This window comes from Acinetobacter sp. YH12129 (assembly GCF_013418685.1).
Classification (GTDB): Bacteria; Pseudomonadota; Gammaproteobacteria; order Pseudomonadales; family Moraxellaceae; genus Acinetobacter; species Acinetobacter amyesii.
In genome coordinates this window covers 19,959-38,003 of sequence record NZ_VPBP01000004.1, presented here as the reverse complement: position 1 = coordinate 38,003, position 18,045 = coordinate 19,959, and the positions used below count along the sequence as shown (strand labels likewise).

Below are 18,045 nucleotides of genomic sequence, written 5' to 3'. Positions count from 1 at the left end.
AATGCTGTTTAATACAAATCGAAACGCTAATAAACAGTCTGTTTTAACTTAAAATAAGTCCATATCCAAATAAAAAAGCTGCCCCCTCAGGAGCAGCTTTTTATGTTTTTACATCAGATCAAAAATGTAAATTAATGGTGCTTTTTCTTATAAAAACCGAAATAGCCAATAATCAAAATGATGAACCAAATTGGGCTCACCATGAGCGCTTTCATGGTATCTGCTTCTAGCGACAAGACATAAATCATGCCGATGAAGAAGATAATCACAAGCCAGCAAGTATATAAGCCACCTGGTAATTTAAAGGTTGATTTCGCATGCAGCTCAGGACGAGTTTTATAGTAAACGATATAGCTCCAGATAATCATGAGCCATACGCAGATAAATAAAATCGTAGAAAGTGTAGTTGCTAAAGTGAAGGCTTCAACCGTGTTCGGTACGAAATACTGTAATGCCGCACCCAACAGTAAACAAACTGCCGAGAAATACAACGCATTTGCCGGAACTGCACGTGAGTTTAGACGGCCAAACGCTTTTGGACCTTGCTCTTCACGAGATAAACCAAACAACATACGTGAAGTCGAGAACACACCACTATTCATCGATGACATAACTGATGACAACACAACCAAGTTCATAATAATCGCAGCAGCAGCAATACCGGCTTGGCTAAACAAGTTCACGAATGGTGAAATGCTTGGGTCAATGGCATTCCATGGCGTAACGGACATCACAATCACAAGTGCCAGCACATAGAAAATAATGATACGAATCGGAATCGAGTTCACAGCTTTAGGCAAGTTGTGTTCTGGATCTTTGGTTTCTGCTGCCGTAGTACCCACGAGTTCTACGCCGACAAAGGCAAAAATGGCGATTTGGAAACCTGCCAAGAAGCCAGTTACTCCTGTTGGGAATAGACCACCATGTGACCATAAATGTGTGAATGATGCGATTTCACCTGTCGATGAGGTAAAACCGGTAAAGATCATCCAAAGACCGACACCAATGAGCACCACGATTGCAATAATCTTAATCAGTGCAAACCAAAACTCTAATTCACCAAAAAGTTTAACCGTAACAAGGTTTAAACCCATGATAAACACAATGGCGGCAACACTGATCATCACCCCTTCTTCGGGCGAGAACGGGTTACCTCCATTAAAGAATTGCAGGTAATAAATGATGGCCGATAAATCAGCAATCCCTATAGTGATCCAGCACAGCCAATAGGTCCAACCCACAAAATAACCTGCCCACGGGCCGATTAAGTCGGTTGCAAAATCGATAAAAGATTTATATTCAAGATTTGATAGTAATAACTCGCCTAATGCACGCATGACGAGGAAAACCATAAAACCAATAATCATATAGATAATAAGGATGGACGGACCAGCTAAACTGATGGTCTTTCCTGACCCCATAAATAAACCTGTACCAATCGCACCACCAATCGCAATCAATTGCAGGTGTCGGTTGGACAGGCTTCGTTTCAAATCGCCGCTATCGGCGTGCGATCCATGACTCTCATTTGACATTATTTAATTCAACTTCGCGTTCCAATTGCGACAAATTAACGTAAAAGTTTCAGAAAATACAAAATTATTTTTCATCATCTATATTTTCGGATTAAGTGACAAAGTTAATTTATTTTTCTTATATATAAAAATCTTAACCTCTATCCCAAATTCAAAGCGACAAACAAAACAACAATTTACTTGTAAAAACTTCAATTCTATGCAAAAAATATTTTCCCAACGATAAAAAATTTATGCCAAAAATCATGGAAGTTTCTAACAATGGCATATCAATTGCTACAGATATCAAAAATGTAGCATTCACTCAGGACCGATAAGAAGAAAGATACTATGCAAGATCTACACACACTCATGAATACACTCAGCGGTTGGGTCTGGGGCCCATACATGTTGGTCCTCATTGTCGGAACAGGTGTATTCCTCACCTTCCGTTTACTATTCTGGCAATTCCGCATGTTGCCTTTAGCATTTAAACAAGTGTTTGGAAGGCATGAACATGCCAAATCACATGAAGGCGATATTTCACATTTTGCCTCACTTATGACTGCTTTATCTGCAACCATCGGTACAGGTAATATCGCAGGCGTTGCAACAGCCTGCGTCCTTGGTGGCCCCGGTGCAGTATTTTGGATGTGGATGACAGCCCTCTTTGGTATGGCAACCAAATATGGTGAAGGCGTACTCGCAGTCAAATATCGCGTAAAAAATGAAAATGGCGAAATGAGCGGCGGTCCAATGTACTACATTGAACGTGGACTGAAGTGGAAATGGCTCGCTGTCATTTTTGCCCTCTTTGGTACTTTAGCCTCTTTCGGCATTGGCAGTTCAGTACAGTCCAATACGGTTGCCCTCGCTGTTGAAAATAGTCTCGGACTTGAAACGTGGATTACAGGTATTGTTATTACTATTCTGTCTGCTTTAGTAATTCTCGGCGGAATTAAATCCATCTCTAAAGCATCCTCTTATATCGTACCTATTATGGCTGTCGGTTATGTATTGGGTGGACTAATCATCATTTTAAATAATCTTGAATTGGTCATTCCTTCTCTCAAATTAATCTTTACCTATGCATTTACTGGCGAAGCTGCGGCAGGTGGTGCGATTGGTGCGGCTATTCGTTATGGTGTTGCCCGTGGTGTTTTCTCTAACGAAGCAGGTATGGGTTCTGCACCTATTGCCGCGGCTGCTGCGAAAACGGATCACCCTGCACGTCAAGGTTTAGTTTCAATGACAGGTACATTTATCGATACGATTATCGTGTGTTCTATCACCGGGATTGTTTTGGTCATGGGCTTTATTATGGCAGGCAACAGTTTTGGCGACCAAACTGGTGCAGTTTTAACTATCAGCGTATTTGATAAATTATTACCGGGTTTTGGCGGCTTGATCGTCACCTTCGGGATTATTTTCTTTGCATACTCAACCATTTTAGGTTGGAGTTACTATGGTGAAAAATGCTGTACTTACTTACTTGGTGAAAAGTTTGTCTTGATTTACCGTTTGATTTACATCGCTTCAGTCTTTGTAGGCTGTGTGGCGACTCTTGATCTTGTGTGGTTATTTGCCGATACCTTTAACGGTTTGATGGCTGTACCAAACTTAATTGCGCTGTTGTTACTTTCTGGTGTTATTGCCAAAGAATCGAAGGACTTTATTGCACGTCGTAAATCAGGTGAACTGTACTAATCCTTTCACGCTACTAAACAAAAAGCCACGTGAATTCACGTGGCTTTTTTATTCGGACTGATAATCGATATTTACTTATTGAATCGTACCGATTTGACCATCATCAAATTTGTCGTTTTTCGTGTTGCTTTCATTGGATTCATCCTTTTGATCTGACTCAGCATCTTCAATAAAGCCTTCGCCAAATTGGTCACCAAACTCATTTTCAGCATATTCAGAATCTACAGCACTGGCTTCCATCAGATCCGCTTCGATTTCTAAGGCAATTTCCAAGGATAAAGAAAAGAACAATACCCCCTGAATTTTCATGTTCCCTTGTTCATCTTCAAGATATTCACTGAGAGTTTTATATGCAGGGCTGCTTTCATCAAAAGGTACGTCAAGGTATAAATCACCTGTATAGCTATCGATCAAAGACTCACCTTCTAGCCCCATACAAGGGAAATACTCGAGATTTTGCAGGTCAAACCAGTGCATAACGTCATTACGTACCGTATTTTTCTCAGGATGTTGATGATCATATTCTTCAAAATGCACAAATAACACATCACGATTTTTTTCACGTGCAATGGCATCGATATGTCGTAATAGTTCAGTCATGTGGTGACCCATTTCAAAAAATATAATGCGCTATTATAAAGTGCTTACTATATAAAAGTGCAGCTATTGAAAATAAAACGACATCAATTGACCTTCAACAGTCATTTCATGCGATAAAAACTTGGTTTTTCGATGTATTCACCGCTATGCTGTGACTCAATTTGAGTTTGTGCACAGTAAATATTATGGCGAAAGCAAAAAGTGTCTATCGATGTGAACAATGTGGTGCTGATCATCCCAAATGGGCCGGTCAATGTACCGAATGTGGTGAATGGAATTCATTAGTCGAAGTCAATATTGCACCCGCCGTTACACACCGTGCACAGCCTAAAATGGGCGGTGGCTATGCAGGTCAAGCCGCTGCTGTGACCACCTTAAATCAAGTTTCTGTTTCGCATGAAACCCGAATGGCAACAGGTATTGGTGAATTTGACCGTGTACTCGGTGGTGGACTGGTCACAGGTTCAGTTGTGCTGATTGGTGGTGACCCCGGCATTGGTAAATCCACTATTTTGCTACAAACCGCAACCTATATGGCGGCGAGTAAAAGTTCTGCCTTATATGTCACAGGTGAGGAATCTTTGTCTCAGGTGGCGCTACGTGCCCAGCGCCTAGATTTGCCGACCGATCAACTTAAAGTCATGGCAGAAACCTGTGTCGAGCGTATTTGCGAAGTATTGGCACATGAACGCCCTGCCGTGGCCATTTTAGATTCGATCCAAACCCTATACACCGAAACACTCCAGTCTGCGCCGGGCGGTGTTTCCCAAATTCGTGAATCGGCTGCACTCCTGACCCGCTTTGCCAAAAATAGTGGCACTGCACTGTTTATTGTCGGTCACGTAACAAAAGAAGGTTCTTTGGCCGGCCCTCGCGTGCTTGAGCACATGGTCGATTGTGTTTTGTATTTTGAAGGTCAGTCTGACTCTCGCTTCCGTATGATTCGTGCGGTGAAAAACCGTTTTGGTGCGGTCAACGAGCTTGGGGTATTTGGCATGACTGATAAAGGTCTGCGTGAAGTATCAAACCCATCCGCTATTTTCCTTAGTCGTTATGATGAAGCCATTCCGGGTTCCATTGTCATGATTAGCCGTGAAGGTACACGCCCACTTTTGGTTGAAGTTCAGGCTTTGGTAGATGATGCGCACGGACAACCTCGGCGCGTGGCCTTAGGTTTAGAACAAAACCGTTTAAACATGCTTTTAGCCGTTATGCACCGTCATGGTGGCGTACAAACCGCAGGACAAGATGTCTATGTCAATGTCGTCGGTGGCTTAAAAATCACGGAAACCGGTTCTGACCTTGCGGTACTTTTAGCCTGTGCCTCTAGCTTAAGAGCTAAAGCCCTGCCACAGCATTTGGCGGTATTTGGCGAAGTCGGACTTTCAGGCGAAATCCGTCCTGTACCCAATGGACAGGAACGACTCAAAGAAGCCATTAAGCATGGTTTTAAAACCATTATTTTACCTCGTGGTAATGCACCGCAAAAACCCATTTCAGGTGTAGAGATTATTTCTGTCGCACGTTTACATGAGGCGTTGAGTCAGGCAATTACGCTGACCGATGAGTCTTAGTCACGTTGATTAGTTTATTTTGAATGAATTTTCAATTTTTTACCGATGTTCTATTGAAATTCAATACAAATGGCGGCATAACTAGATGGCTATTTTAACTTTATATAGATATAGGAAAATTTGATGGAAGTTCGACAGCGTGGTTTGATGACTGCTCTTTTAACAGCAGCCCTTTTGGTAGCGCCGATTGCAGAAGCGAAACGTGCCGGTGGTGGTAAAAGCCATGGTATGAGCCGTCAAGCTGCTCCAACTCAGTCTTATCAGCAACCTCGTCAATCTGCTCCTGTTCAACAGCCTGCAACTGCTGGCGCTCCAGCAAAATCTGGCTCGAATGTGGGCGGAATGGTTGCTGCTGGTGTGGCTGGTGCTGCTATTGGTGCAGTCGCTGCAAATGCGATGGCCGATGACAATAACGGTCAAGCAGCTTCTGAAGCGCAAGCACAACAACAGGAAGAGAAAGGTGGTATTCCAGGCTGGATCTGGATTTTACTTGCCGCTGCTGTTGCCTTCTTCATTTTCCGTAAGATGGGCGCAAAAAAAAAACTAGCCACTAACAATCCGTATGCGCCAAACAGCGGTGCAAACAATGCACCGTTTGGCCAACAAAATGCTGCACCTCGTGCAGGCAATGACAATACGAATATTTTTGGTAATTCTGTAGGCGGTAATTCAGCAGCTTCAAATGCTCCATTTGGTGCAGCTGCAGCAACGAACGCGCCTTTTGGTGCTGCCTATACCAACAGCGGCAATCAATTGCCTGATGGTACAGAGCCAGCAACATTTTTACGTGTTGCACGTCAGCGTTTTAACCACATTCAATCGATGAATACGGCAAGCAACATTTCTGAAATTCAGCGTTACTTAACGCCTGATCTTTACCAGTCTATGTATAACGACATTATGGCGAATAAAGATGAAGACGTTGCTGAGTTTTCTAACTTAAATGCTATGGTGGTCGATTCTGCTAACGAAAATGGTCAATACGTTGTAAGTGTGCGTTTTACAGGTACTGTAAGTGAAGACTTAAATAGCCTGCCACAGCCTTTTGCTGAAGTATGGCATTTTGTTAAACCTGCGGGTTCTGATCAAGACTGGTTAGTTGCAGGCATTCAACAAGAGCAATAATGTAGACACATAAGCATTCTTGCATTCTAAAATAGCGACTTCGGTCGCTATTTTTTCGCCTTTAATTCCCCTCTTTTTAAATCCATTTCTACTCAGCATGCTGAAAAATCAATAATTTTGTGAATACATTATTCTAATTATTAATAATAATTGTTATCATTTAGATTAACTTTAATACAATTCCCAAGCGCTTAAGTATTTTATGAATAGCTCACCACCTGAGGCACTCGTGACACCCCTCACATCTGCGCTGCCTAAAACGCGTAAAGACACCCCCTCTCTATTGACCTATCGATTGATGATTTTCTATCGCTTTGCCCTCGCTTTAGTGGGCGGATATGTTGTAGCGATGCTATCTGCCATCGTAATCGCAGATGTATTTAGCGAAGACCGTGGAAGTGCAGCCATGAGTGCAACTTTAATTTCATTTATCCTGTGGAGCTGTGCATTTATTTGGGTCTTTATGGTGAATAAAACCCTCAAAGCAACTTTAGGCATTGTGATCCCTGCGGTGTGTTTGTATGCCATTTACATGATGATGGGAAGCTAAAATGCGTGTTGATGCAAAAGTAGAGGGGCCTCGCCAGTCCATGTCTTGGCTGCATACATGGGCTAGCCTAATCTTAGGTTGGTTGCTGTATGCTATTTTCCTGACCGGAACCCTGAGCTTCTTTAAAAATGAAATCAATGTTTGGATGACACCTGAGCTGCATCAATCTGTTCCAGCCAGTTCACAAGTCCAACAAACTGAAGTCGCACTGAATTATTTACAGCAAAATCATCCGAATGCAGGTGCTTGGAATATTTTGCTGCCAAATACGCGTCAAAATGCCACCTTAATTACCGTTCGTGAACAAGGTGAAGACCCTCGCGCACGCCGTGGTGGTAAACAAATCTACATTGATAGTGCTACAGGTGAAGTGCTTGAGCCGCGCGATACGCGTGGTGGTAATTTTCTCTATCGTTTCCATTTCGAACTTTATGGTATGCCACGTATGTGGACGCGATGGTTTGTCGGGATAGCGACACTGTTGATGTTAGTTGCCATCATTAGTGGTGTGATTACTCATAAAAAAATCTTTAAAGATTTCTTTACCTTCCGTTCAGGTAAAGGACAACGTTCTTGGCTAGATGCACATAATGCAACCGCAGTATTTGCGCTTCCCTTCCACATCATGATCACCTTTAGTGGCCTGTTGCTGCTGTTATTTACGATCATGCCTTGGGGGATTGAGCGTATTTATGAAAACCGGGGACAATTTTTACAAGAACAAAATCGTGCCCTAGTTCAAGAAAATAAACCTGAAGGACGTGAATCTGCCCAAGGACGCGAAGAACGTGGCGAACGCCCACAGCAAGCCCGTGCCAATTCTGCGCAAAACCAAGGCGAAAATCGTGCTGAGGGCCGTGGTGAAGGTCGAGGAGATCGTCGCTCTAAACGTGAAGAGCAACCTGTCGTTGCTGCGCCGTTGACCAACTTAGCGCCAATCGTGACTGCGGTTCAGACTGAATGGAAAACCAATCCGATTAGTACCGTTAGCATCATTGCACCAAATACAGACCAAGCTAAAATTGAGCTACGTGCCTTACATGGTGAAAGTGTCGCGTATCGAAATGTCTATGCAAGCAAACAATTTGATGGCGTAACTGGCAAAGACCTAACTGATGAAAGTGCCAAGTTAAAGCACCCTTCTGTACCGATGGGTATTTACAATGTAATGACTACGCTGCATGAAGCACGCGGTGTAGATTTAGCACTACGTTGGCTGCTGTTTATTTCAGGGATTGTAGGCACACTGATGGTCGCTACAGGTCTCATTCTGTGGTGTGTAAAACGTGCGCCGCAACAGCAAAAACAAGGCTTTAAATCATTTGGCTACCGCACGGTTGAAGTGACCAATATTGCAGCGATTATTGGTTTGCCGATTGCCTGCGCAGCATTTTTCTATGCCAACCGTTTTATTCCCGCACAACTTGAAAACCGTTCGGAATTAGAAATTCGTAGTTTCTTTATTGTTTGGCTACTAACGCTTATTTATGCGATGTTCCGTACGCATCGTCAAGCGTGGCTAGAACTTTTAGCTTTTGCCACAGCAATTTTTGCCTTACTGCCGATTGTAAACTTCATGACTGGTGGTCAACCGCTTTGGAATACCATGGCAAATGGCCAATGGATGATTGCCTCCTTTGATCTTGCAATGTGGCTTTTGGCTATCTTGTTTGCCTATTCATTTTACAAAGTGAAAAAGCATAAAGGACTGCCTGTTAAAAAAGCGCGTGCCACAAAGGAGGCTGAAGCATGATGTTCTTTCTCCTGATTTGGGCACTGAGTAGCTTAGGTTTTTTTGCCTTGGCATGCAGCATGTCTAAACATCAAAAGCAGTTCTACAGCAAAGAACTAAGTGTGGGCCAAACACGGTTAGCCACGTTAGTCGGCTGGGCGCTATTGATTATTGCCTTGATAATTTGCCTCTCACTTGGCACGCCGAGCAATAACATCAGTTATTGGTTTGGCGCGCTGACCATTGCGGCTTTATTTGTCGGGCTATGTATTAGTTATATCGCTGAATATTTTTGGAAAATTATTGGTGCATTGGTTGTCGTATTTGTATTGTCAGCAGTGTTATTGAAATTTTAATTCATTGGACAACGATCTCTAAACATTCTCCAAACATTGAAAGCTAATTTTCGGATTGGCTTTTTTCATGCCAACCGATTAGGCTATGCCTATTCTGCTCTTTTGGATTACACATGTCTGAACTTTCGATCTCTCCTGCTTTATATAACCGCGCCATGGCAGGAAATAAAGATGCTCAATTTGAACTGGCTGAAATTTATATGCAAAGTGAAAATGATGAGCATGTTGAACTTGCTGAAGAATGGGCACTCAAAGCAGCTCAGTTAGGTCATGTAGAAGCGATGTATTGGCTGGGTGAAGGCTATGCAGTCTATGCCAAAGACATGCTCGAAGAAGATCCTGAAGAATCTAAAACCTATTTTGAGCATGCACACCGCTGGTTAGAACAAGCGGCAAAACATGACCATCCTGCTGCAATTTTAGAACTCGCCAATTTTTACCGCCGTGGTGATGTGGTGGAAAAAGATGTCGCTAAATCCATTGAACTGGTTGAACAATCTGCAAAATTAGGTGAAGTTCAGGCCATGCGTGACTTAGCTTTTATTTATGCCAATGGCTTAGGCATCGACGCTGATGAAGAAAAAGCAGATTTTTGGAATGAAAAAGCCAATGTGGCTGAGCAGTAATCCAATTCTTTTCTAAAAAATAAAGCCCATCTCATGATGGGCTTTTTGCTTTTAACAAAATGGCTCAGCTCGCCACATAGTCATTTACATCCACCGTAATGACTTGTCTGCAAATGCCCTCTGCCCCACGCTGCTGTTCAAATACGTCTGCTGGCATGGCATCAAAACTGTCAAAGAAACTGATTTCTGCTTCGTCAATGTCATACACCAAAGAATGATTCCCCACGCCCTCTAGGGTGTCGTAATAGACAATCACAAACTGATTTTGTTCAAAAGCCTGCTGAATTTGTGCATAGCCAATTGCAGGCAATATAGGCAGTTCCAATTGGTCTGCTTCTGCATAGCTGCGTTTTTCACTGTCTTGCAGCTCAGGATCATGCTCTGTGTAAAACTTTACTTGGAAGCCAAACTTCTTTAACCCAACGGCTAAACCAATGGTTGTTGTGCCATGGTCAGCTTCATAAGCGCAAACTTCGATGAGCTGCTGAATGTCTGCATCTATACCTAAGTGCTGCAGCAACATCCACACTGCATAAATGCCGCCATTGGCTTCTAAATTTGCCAACTCATCAGGTATTTCCATCGACATATATCAAAACTCAAAATTGCTTATGGACGATGATAAACAAATCGCAGCAGTTTTGCCTGCAAGTTTTAATCCAGACCTGATTTCACATGCACAAAAATAATGTCCAAATCTTGTTTGGGCACAAAATTCTTTTCAACCATTTGAAACTGCGTAGCGCTGATTTTCTTCACTTTACCTGCCCAGCAAAAAGAAACCAACTCTCCTGCATCACGCTCGATAGTCAGTTTAAAATCTTGAATAGGCTTTGCCCAATTGGCGCCTGTTTTTAAGATATAGCCCAATGCTTGAAATGGTGCATGCTGTGATTTAGCCTTTCTGAGTCCTGCCTTAAAGTTTTGATCCATACAATAACTTTTATTATATTCATCAGGATATAAAGCCACAGACCCACCCACTAGCGGTGCATATTGATGCTGTACACGTGTGAGCGCATTGGCTTTAAACGTTTGCTTCCAGCTATAAATCACCTGAGATGACCATGAAATTTCTTCACTCAAATCTTTGGGCAATACTTTTTGCAGCGCTGCATTTTTACAGTTTCTAAGCTTTGCCTCAAAAGTTTTATATTCAACATCTTGCCTGCTCCACGGATTCAGCATGTCTTTTTCCGTAAATCCGCATTGCTTAAAACTCTCAGTCATATCAATCGGCGCTGTTTTCTCATCTTTTTGAATAAAAGTGCGTACGTGCATTTCAGGCTGAATCGTTTTTCCATTCACTTGAACTTTAAAACTTTTGAGCAGCTTTTCTGTATTGGCAAAATCAGATTCAAAGAAGTTTTCAACTTTTGGCAACGGAAATAAGACCGTTTCAGTCACATCTTTATTGCTTAAATTTTTGAACTGATAATCGACCTTAATGATTTTTTTACTAATAAACAGGTCTTCACTGAACATTTGAATGTCTTTACTTTTCAGATACTGTACACCGCCTGTTGCCACGTAGCCTGTTGAGTCGTTGGCCGCGACAATAACAGGCCAAAACATCAATAAAGCCATTACGGGTTTAATCATTATTCTTATACTCCTGACCGATTTATGAAATTTAAATATTCGCGACGTAATTTTACAGATCAAAAAACCTATAAGTCAGATATTAAGCATTTTCGGATTGGAACTCACTCTATTTCCAAGTACAATACTGCCCTAGTCGAGGGATGCTGCGACTTTCTTATAGGCACTAAATATAAGATCGCTAGGCTCGACGATTCGGTTGGACACTCGTTCCAATCAACAACGGCATCCGCGAACTGAATGATCAATTGTTTTTATTAAGGAGATCGTGATGAACGCGGTTAATGCTTCATTTACAGATTACAAAGTTGCCGATATTTCACTAGCTGACTACGGCCGTAAAGAAATCAAACTCGCAGAAGCAGAAATGCCAGCCCTAATGGGTCTTCGCAAACGCTATGCAGCGGCTAAACCGCTTGCTGGCGCGAAAATCCTAGGCTGTATCCACATGACTATTCAAACTGCAGTTTTAATTGAAACTCTAGTTGAATTGGGCGCAGAAGTACGCTGGACTTCATGCAACATCTTCTCTACTCAAGACCACGCTGCTGCTGCAATCGCTGCTGCCGGTATTCCTGTATTTGCTTGGAAAGGCGAAACTGAAGAAGAATACATGTGGTGTCTTGAACAGCAAATCAATGTGAACGGTACACCTTGGGATGCCAACATGATTCTGGATGATGGCGGTGACTTAACTGCGCTTGTTCACGAAAAATATCCTGAAGTGATTGCTAAAATCCACGGTATTACAGAAGAAACCACTACAGGTGTTCAACGTCTTTACGAAATGCACCGCGACGGTACTTTAAAAGTTCCAGCGATTAACGTAAATGACTCTGTCACTAAGTCTAAAAACGACAACAAATACGGTTGCCGTCACTCTCTAAATGATGCAATCAAACGTGGTACAGATATGCTTTTATCTGGTCGTCGTGCGCTTGTAATCGGTTATGGTGACGTAGGTAAAGGTTCTGCTCAATCACTTCGTCAAGAAGGCATGATTGTACGTGTCACTGAAGTTGACCCTATCTGTGCAATGCAAGCATGCATGGACGGTTTCGAAGTTGTTGCTCCGTATAAAAATGGCATTCAAACGGGTAAGAAAGAAGACATCAACCTTGATCTTCTTCAAAATACTGACTTGATCGTAACAACAACTGGTAACTACCACGTATGTGACGCTGCAATGCTTGATTCATTAAAAGCTGGCGCTGTAGTTTGTAACATCGGTCATTTCGATACTGAAATCGACACAAACTACTTACGTGGTTATAAGTGGGTTGAAGTTAAGCCACAAGTTCACCAAGTGTATCGTTCAGAAAATGAAAATGATTACCTTATTCTTCTTTCAGAAGGCCGTTTGGTGAACCTTGGTAATGCAACCGGTCACCCTTCACGTATTATGGACGGTTCTTTTGCCAACCAAGTATTGGGTCAAATGCACCTATTCGCTGAAAAATTTGCTGATCTTCCTGAAGATCAAAAACAAGCTGCGATCCGCGTAGAACTTATTCCTAAGAAATTAGACGAAGAAGTTGCTGCTGCAATGGTTGCAGGTTTCGGTGGCGTATTGACGACTTTGACTCAAGAACAAGCGGATTACCTCGGTGTTCAAGTTGAAGGCCCGTTCAAAGCTGAGGCTTATAAATACTAAGTTTTATAAATACCTCTCCCTAACCCTCTCCTGAGCGTGCTTCAAGCACTGCTTTGAAGCTCAGCGCAAGAGAGGGAACTCTTCATTGTGAAAGCAAATTTGTTGTTAACTCCAAATAACTATTACTTTCATAATGGAAGTCCCTTCTCTTGCGCCATATATGGCTCAGGGAGAAGGTTAGGATGAGGGGATTTTTTTAAATAAAAGTATTTATAAAAAAAGGATTTGAACATGTCAAAACAGATTCCTATTTCCTTTGAGTTCTTCCCGACCAAAACTGATGCGGGCGCGGAAAAACTTAAAGTTGTACACCAAGAACTACAATTATTAAATCCTGAATTTTTCTCTGTAACATACGGTGCAGGCGGTTCTACCCGTGAACGTACTTTGTCTACATTGAACGACTTCAACGGTAAAGGCACACCTGTTGCCCCTCACCTTTCTTGTATTGGTGACAGCAAAGAACGTATTGCCGAATTGCTGGATTTGTATAAGTCACAAGGCATTGACCGTATTGTTGCGCTGCGCGGTGACTTGCCGTCTGGTCAAGTGGGCTTGGGCGAATTGCCTTATGCAACAGATCTTGTGCGTTTCATCCGTGAACATACTGGTGATCACTTCAAAATCGAAGTGGCTGCTTACCCAGAAATGCACCCACAAGCGGACAGCTTTGATCTCGACATCAAACGTTTCTGCGACAAAGCCAATGCGGGCGCTAACGCAGCACTCACCCAGTTCTTCTTTAATCCAGATGCCTATTTCTACTTTGTAGAGCGCATTCAAAAAGAAGGCGTGAACATTCCTGTCGCTCCAGGCATTATGCCGATTACCAATGCAAGCAATTTAATTCGTTTTGCTGATGGTACAGGTGCAGAAATTCCTCGCTGGATTCGCAAACAGCTTGCGACTTATGGCGACGACACAGCGTCAATCAAAGCCTTTGGTCATGAAGTGATTGTAAAACTTTGCGAACGCCTGATTGCTGGTGGTGCGCCAAGCTTGCACTTCTATACCATGAATACCACTGACCCTACACGTCAACTTGTGAAAGACCTCGGTCTTGCATAAGACATTTCGACCTTTTTGAGAGTAAAACTTTAATGCCACGTTTTTATATTGAAGCTGATTTAACTGTTGATACGACTGTTGAATTAACGGAAACAGTGTTTCATCACTGGGTAAAAGTTTTACGTGCTCAAGTGGGCGAAACTGCCACTTTGTTCAATGGGCAAGGTGGCGAATACCATGTTGAATTGGTTGAAGTCGCTAAAAAGTCGGCTGCCGTCCAAGTTTTGCAATTCAATCCAAGCAATCGCACACCACATTTTACAGCACTATTGGGTCAAGTGATGAGCAAAGGCGACCGCATGGATTATGCAATTCAAAAAGCGGTGGAACTCGGTGTTTCTGAAATTCAACTACTCACATCCGAACGTTGTGAAATGCGTTTGAAGTACGATCGTGATCAAAAGAAACTCGACCATTGGCAAAGCATTGCTATTGCTGCATGTGAACAATGTGGTCTCAACATTGTCCCTAAAGTACTTGCGCCCCTTTCCCTTGAAAAATGGTTGGAGAGTAATCTACCGACAACCAAGTTGGTACTCGCACCCAATAAAGATGAAGTTGATGTATTAGCAGATGCTGACCCGCACTTTGCCTTACTGATTGGTCCTGAAGGTGGCTTGAGCGAAGCCGAGATCAGCGCAGCAAATGAGAAAGGTTTTGTGAACTGGTGTATCGGTGAACGTGTCCTTCGCACAGAAACTGCACCTGTAGTTGCACTTTCAATTTTAAATTATAAATTTATTTAATTTTTACTCGATGGTTCATCTGAAAGCATCAATGATGGCATCCTTGATATTGCTTTTTATTTGTAACGCAATTACCCTAGAGTCAATAAAAACAAATGATTTGTTACTAAGAATAAACAAATACTCTCAGGAACAATACAAATACAACGATCTAAATTTGGTTAAGGCAGGGTTTTTATATTCATGACGTATAAACAAGATGAATATATCAAGCAGTACAATCATACTGCTCAAATTGCGAACACGATTCGCCATAGCCGCTATTTTTTAGTCAGTATTCTGATTATTTGCTTATATATTTTTTCGATATATCAAATTTTTTATAAATCACCATCTTTATATTTCAATATTTGGTTTATTTTTACCGAAGTTTTTGTCAGTTTATGCTGGCTGATGAGCACCGTTTATTTTAAACCTGAACAATATTCACTGATGATTGCGCATCGTTGGCTACAATTTCAGTGTTTTTCAGTCGGTACGCTTATTGCGAGCGGTATCTTTTTAATTTTTTACTATTTACCTGCGACCAATCAAAGCTTTGAACCGATTCAGGCCTTAACGCTCTCAGCCCTACTCTTGATCGTGACGCAAACCTTTGGTTTGACCTATTTAACGCAAAAACTCAATTATTTTTGTTTAGCCTTTATCCCGTCTATCGTGCCGTATCTGATTGCACAGTTCTTTTTCTTAGATAGTTCAAATCACTTATTTAGCCTGAGTATTAATTTTGGGCTCATTGTGATTCTAATGTGCGCCATGACGTCATATCGGATTCACCGTCGTGTGTCGACCTTACATGCAAAAAACAACCTACTGGTTGATAGTGCCAAGCAACAAGTCAAATGGACTGATGAACTGTGTCAGCAGCTCCAAGATGAAGTCAACAAATCACGTGACATCGAATTACAATTACAACTAGGTAACCAAATCCTTGAACAAAAAGTCAAAGAACGGACCTTCGACATTGAGCAAATGAACAAGGATTTAGAAAACCAACAGGCCAATTTAGTCCTTGCACATGAAATTGCAGGTTTACGTCCTTGGGATTGGAATATCAAGGATCGTAAAATCGTTGTCACCAACTATAAGCAAGAAAAAACCCTTAGACATTCGAAAGAGCATCAGCAACAGTTACAACATGTGATCCATCCTGATGATATCCCTCATTTTAAGTCGGCAATGATTCAACATCTACGTGGATTTAAAGACCGTTATGAGGCCACCTATCGGATTCAAAACAGTCAAGGAAAATGGAGTTGGGTACATGATATTGGACGGGTCATTCAACGCGATCCAGATAATCGTAAGCCATTGCGCATGGTCGGTATTCGACGTGATATCCATCAAGAACGGACATCACAAGAACGTTTAAAACTTGCAGCTAGTGTACTCGAACAAGCCGCTGAAGGAATTTTCATTTTAAATGAAGAGCTGTGCTATATCGAAGTCAATCCGTTTTACGAACAATTAACCGGATTTAACTACGACCAAATTATTGGCAAACATCTTTTTGATATCACAGCGAATTACAAATCAATTCAACGCAGTATGCACTACTCGATCATTAAACAAGTGCTGAAAATTGGTGAATATGATGGTGAATTGCACGAAAAATTTCTTTCAGGTAAAGAACTGACGCTATGGATGCATATTAATGCGATTACCGATGATCAAAATCGCGTCACCCATTATATCGGGATCGTTTCAGACCTGACCGAACGTAAATTGCAAGAACAACGCTTATCATATTTAGAAAACTATGACACCTTAACGGATTTACCGAACCGTTTTTATTACAACTATCAACTGCATCAATATTTAGTTTCGCAGCAAGATTCGATTAAACAGTTGGCTGTCATTCGTTTAAACATCGATCGTTTCCGTCCATTAAATGAATATCTCAGCAACAATGGTGGTGATGAACTGTTACGCCAAGTCGCACAGCGTTTACGTCTAACCAATGCCGAAGCTCTGTTTGTCGCACACTTAAATGGCGATGATTTTGCGATTGTGTATGAAATCTCGCACATCCGCCCTTCAGTACAAGAACATTGTGAACGCATCAATAAAGCTTTTAGCATTCCATTTAATATTTTTGGTCAAGACCATGTCATCACCTTATCGATGGGTGTTGCGTTCTATCCTGAGCATGGCCGTCAGTTGGATTATCTGAATAATTGTGCAGAACAAGCGCTAAGCGAAGCAAAAAATTTGGGCGGCAATACCACACGTTATTATTCCAATGAAAATACCGCATTATTAGAGCAAGGGATCTTCTTGGAACGAGACTTGCGTAAAGCCATTCAAAATAATGAGCTGGTGGTGTATTACCAACCGAAGATCAATTTCCGTGATAAAAATATTTATGGTTTTGAAGCCTTAGTGCGTTGGAATCATCCTGAAAAAGGCTTAATACCACCGGGCTTATTTATTCCTCTAGCAGAACAAACCAGTTTAATTTCGGATATTGGGCGTTTTGTCCTGCAAAAAACCGCGCAGCAAATTCGTTTTTGGAACAATTTGGGTTATCAAAATATTTGTGTATCCGTCAATATTGTCGCGCAGCAACTGCGCCGTGGACAATTGTTAAATGATCTTGATGAAGCGATAGATGCCAATCAGATTGATGGTGCCAGTCTGGAACTGGAAATTACAGAATCTTCTTTGGTCGAAAATCTAGATTCAGTACGTGAACTGTTAAATGAAATCAAAAAACGTAAGATCAATATTTCACTTGATGACTTTGGTACGGGCTATTCTTCTCTATCCTATCTAGCTGATTTTCCAATTGATATCTTAAAAATAGACCGCAGTTTTATCTCTAAAATTGGTGAAAATAAACAATTGGCCATCGTTAGTGCCATGATTGCCATGGGTAAAGCGATGGGCATGACGGTAGTCGCTGAAGGGATTGAAACTGAACAGCAGTTACAGTATCTACAAGACTTAGAATGTGACATTGCTCAAGGCTATTTTTTCTCTAAGCCACTGCCACAAGAAGAGGCAACCGTGTTCCTTGAAAATAATATCTCTTCGCCTGCTTATACTTACTTAATATAAGTCACTATGCCTGAGCTATAAGATTGTCTGAAAAAGACGCGACTTCGACTGTCCCAACTGTGCAACTAATGTTATATTCAAGCGGATAAAGCAAGCATTGCAGCTTTATATTGGATAAACAAAACACAATC

General features: G+C 41.8%; 14 protein-coding genes and 1 pseudogene. 11 read left to right on the top strand and 4 right to left on the bottom strand.

Features of this window, described 5'->3' with window-relative positions:
• Window positions 1-131: 131 nt before the first annotated feature.
• Window positions 132-1,535 carry an amino acid permease gene (locus FTU65_RS03700; RefSeq protein WP_180009988.1) on the bottom strand — a complete coding sequence of 468 codons (1,404 nt, stop codon included), beginning with the start codon at window positions 1,533-1,535 and terminating at the stop codon, window positions 132-134.
• A gap of 330 nt (window positions 1,536-1,865) precedes the next feature.
• Here FTU65_RS03700 and FTU65_RS03695 point away from each other — a divergent pair, with 330 nt between their 5' ends.
• Window positions 1,866-3,221, top strand: coding sequence for a sodium:alanine symporter family protein (locus FTU65_RS03695; protein WP_180065027.1), 1,356 nt, complete (start codon window positions 1,866-1,868; stop codon window positions 3,219-3,221).
• A gap of 243 nt (window positions 3,222-3,464) precedes the next feature.
• Here FTU65_RS03695 and FTU65_RS03690 read toward each other — a convergent pair.
• A pseudogene (locus FTU65_RS03690) lies at window positions 3,465-3,821 on the bottom strand (hypothetical protein); the annotation flags it as partial.
• Window positions 3,822-4,006: 185 nt separating this feature from the next.
• Here FTU65_RS03690 and radA point away from each other — a divergent pair.
• From radA to FTU65_RS03660, 6 genes are all read left to right on the top strand, one after another.
• Window positions 4,007-5,395, top strand: a complete 1,389-nt coding sequence (gene radA, locus FTU65_RS03685) for a DNA repair protein RadA (RefSeq protein WP_180003350.1) — start codon at window positions 4,007-4,009, stop codon at window positions 5,393-5,395.
• A 123-nt stretch (window positions 5,396-5,518) separates the two neighbouring features.
• Entirely contained in the window at window positions 5,519-6,520 is a 1,002-nt protein-coding gene (locus FTU65_RS03680; RefSeq protein ID WP_180020733.1) for a Tim44 domain-containing protein, read from the top strand.
• A 202-nt stretch (window positions 6,521-6,722) separates the two neighbouring features.
• A complete protein-coding gene (locus FTU65_RS03675; protein WP_180003354.1) occupies window positions 6,723-7,070 on the top strand; it encodes a hypothetical protein in 348 nt (115 codons plus the stop codon).
• Between the two features lies 1 nt (window position 7,071).
• Window positions 7,072-8,823: a PepSY domain-containing protein gene (locus tag FTU65_RS03670; protein ID WP_180065029.1), complete on the top strand. Its 1,752-nt coding sequence runs from the start codon at window positions 7,072-7,074 to the stop codon at window positions 8,821-8,823.
• Window positions 8,820-9,158, top strand: a complete 339-nt coding sequence (locus FTU65_RS03665; protein ID WP_180065030.1) for a DUF3325 domain-containing protein — start codon at window positions 8,820-8,822, stop codon at window positions 9,156-9,158. The genes FTU65_RS03670 and FTU65_RS03665 overlap by 4 nt, the downstream gene beginning before the upstream one ends.
• A gap of 113 nt (window positions 9,159-9,271) precedes the next feature.
• Window positions 9,272-9,784 (top strand): tetratricopeptide repeat protein, encoded by a 513-nt coding sequence (locus FTU65_RS03660; RefSeq protein WP_180003360.1) that lies wholly within the window; start codon window positions 9,272-9,274, stop codon window positions 9,782-9,784.
• 64 nt (window positions 9,785-9,848) lie between these two features.
• Here FTU65_RS03660 and FTU65_RS03655 read toward each other — a convergent pair whose 3' ends face one another.
• Together FTU65_RS03655 and FTU65_RS03650 are read right to left on the bottom strand one after the other, a co-directional pair.
• Window positions 9,849-10,373, bottom strand: coding sequence for a cysteine peptidase family C39 domain-containing protein (locus FTU65_RS03655; protein ID WP_180065031.1), 525 nt, complete (start codon window positions 10,371-10,373; stop codon window positions 9,849-9,851).
• Between the two features lie 65 nt (window positions 10,374-10,438).
• Entirely contained in the window at window positions 10,439-11,386 is a 948-nt protein-coding gene (locus tag FTU65_RS03650) for a DUF4424 family protein (protein ID WP_180065032.1), read from the bottom strand.
• 271 nt (window positions 11,387-11,657) lie between these two features.
• On the opposite strand from FTU65_RS03650, the gene ahcY reads away from it, so the two are divergent.
• From ahcY to FTU65_RS03630, 4 genes are all read left to right on the top strand, one after another.
• Window positions 11,658-13,040, top strand: coding sequence for an adenosylhomocysteinase (gene ahcY, locus FTU65_RS03645; protein WP_078192086.1), 1,383 nt, complete (start codon window positions 11,658-11,660; stop codon window positions 13,038-13,040).
• A 231-nt stretch (window positions 13,041-13,271) separates the two neighbouring features.
• Entirely contained in the window at window positions 13,272-14,108 is an 837-nt protein-coding gene (gene metF / locus FTU65_RS03640; RefSeq protein WP_168378282.1) for a methylenetetrahydrofolate reductase [NAD(P)H], read from the top strand.
• A gap of 32 nt (window positions 14,109-14,140) precedes the next feature.
• Window positions 14,141-14,854, top strand: a complete 714-nt coding sequence (locus FTU65_RS03635; RefSeq protein ID WP_180055741.1) for a 16S rRNA (uracil(1498)-N(3))-methyltransferase — start codon at window positions 14,141-14,143, stop codon at window positions 14,852-14,854.
• Between the two features lie 183 nt (window positions 14,855-15,037).
• Window positions 15,038-17,914 (top strand): EAL domain-containing protein, encoded by a 2,877-nt coding sequence (locus FTU65_RS03630; protein ID WP_180065033.1) that lies wholly within the window; start codon window positions 15,038-15,040, stop codon window positions 17,912-17,914.
• The last annotated feature ends 131 nt before the right edge of the window (window positions 17,915-18,045 follow it).

Excerpts from the sequence above, each read along its gene's own strand:
- FTU65_RS03700 (WP_180009988.1), bottom strand. The coding sequence starts at position 1,535 with ATGTCAAATGAGAGTCATGGATCGCACGCCGATAGCGGCGATTTGAAA.
- FTU65_RS03695 (WP_180065027.1), top strand. The coding sequence starts at position 1,866 with ATGCAAGATCTACACACACTCATGAATACACTCAGCGGTTGGGTCTGG.
- radA (WP_180003350.1), top strand. The coding sequence starts at position 4,007 with ATGGCGAAAGCAAAAAGTGTCTATCGATGTGAACAATGTGGTGCTGAT.
- FTU65_RS03680 (WP_180020733.1), top strand. The coding sequence starts at position 5,519 with ATGGAAGTTCGACAGCGTGGTTTGATGACTGCTCTTTTAACAGCAGCC.
- FTU65_RS03675 (WP_180003354.1), top strand. The coding sequence starts at position 6,723 with ATGAATAGCTCACCACCTGAGGCACTCGTGACACCCCTCACATCTGCG.
- FTU65_RS03670 (WP_180065029.1), top strand. The coding sequence starts at position 7,072 with ATGCGTGTTGATGCAAAAGTAGAGGGGCCTCGCCAGTCCATGTCTTGG.
- FTU65_RS03665 (WP_180065030.1), top strand. The coding sequence starts at position 8,820 with ATGATGTTCTTTCTCCTGATTTGGGCACTGAGTAGCTTAGGTTTTTTT.
- FTU65_RS03660 (WP_180003360.1), top strand. The coding sequence starts at position 9,272 with ATGTCTGAACTTTCGATCTCTCCTGCTTTATATAACCGCGCCATGGCA.
- FTU65_RS03655 (WP_180065031.1), bottom strand. The coding sequence starts at position 10,373 with ATGTCGATGGAAATACCTGATGAGTTGGCAAATTTAGAAGCCAATGGC.
- FTU65_RS03650 (WP_180065032.1), bottom strand. The coding sequence starts at position 11,386 with ATGATTAAACCCGTAATGGCTTTATTGATGTTTTGGCCTGTTATTGTC.
- ahcY (WP_078192086.1), top strand. The coding sequence starts at position 11,658 with ATGAACGCGGTTAATGCTTCATTTACAGATTACAAAGTTGCCGATATT.
- metF (WP_168378282.1), top strand. The coding sequence starts at position 13,272 with ATGTCAAAACAGATTCCTATTTCCTTTGAGTTCTTCCCGACCAAAACT.
- FTU65_RS03635 (WP_180055741.1), top strand. The coding sequence starts at position 14,141 with ATGCCACGTTTTTATATTGAAGCTGATTTAACTGTTGATACGACTGTT.
- FTU65_RS03630 (WP_180065033.1), top strand. The coding sequence starts at position 15,038 with ATGACGTATAAACAAGATGAATATATCAAGCAGTACAATCATACTGCT.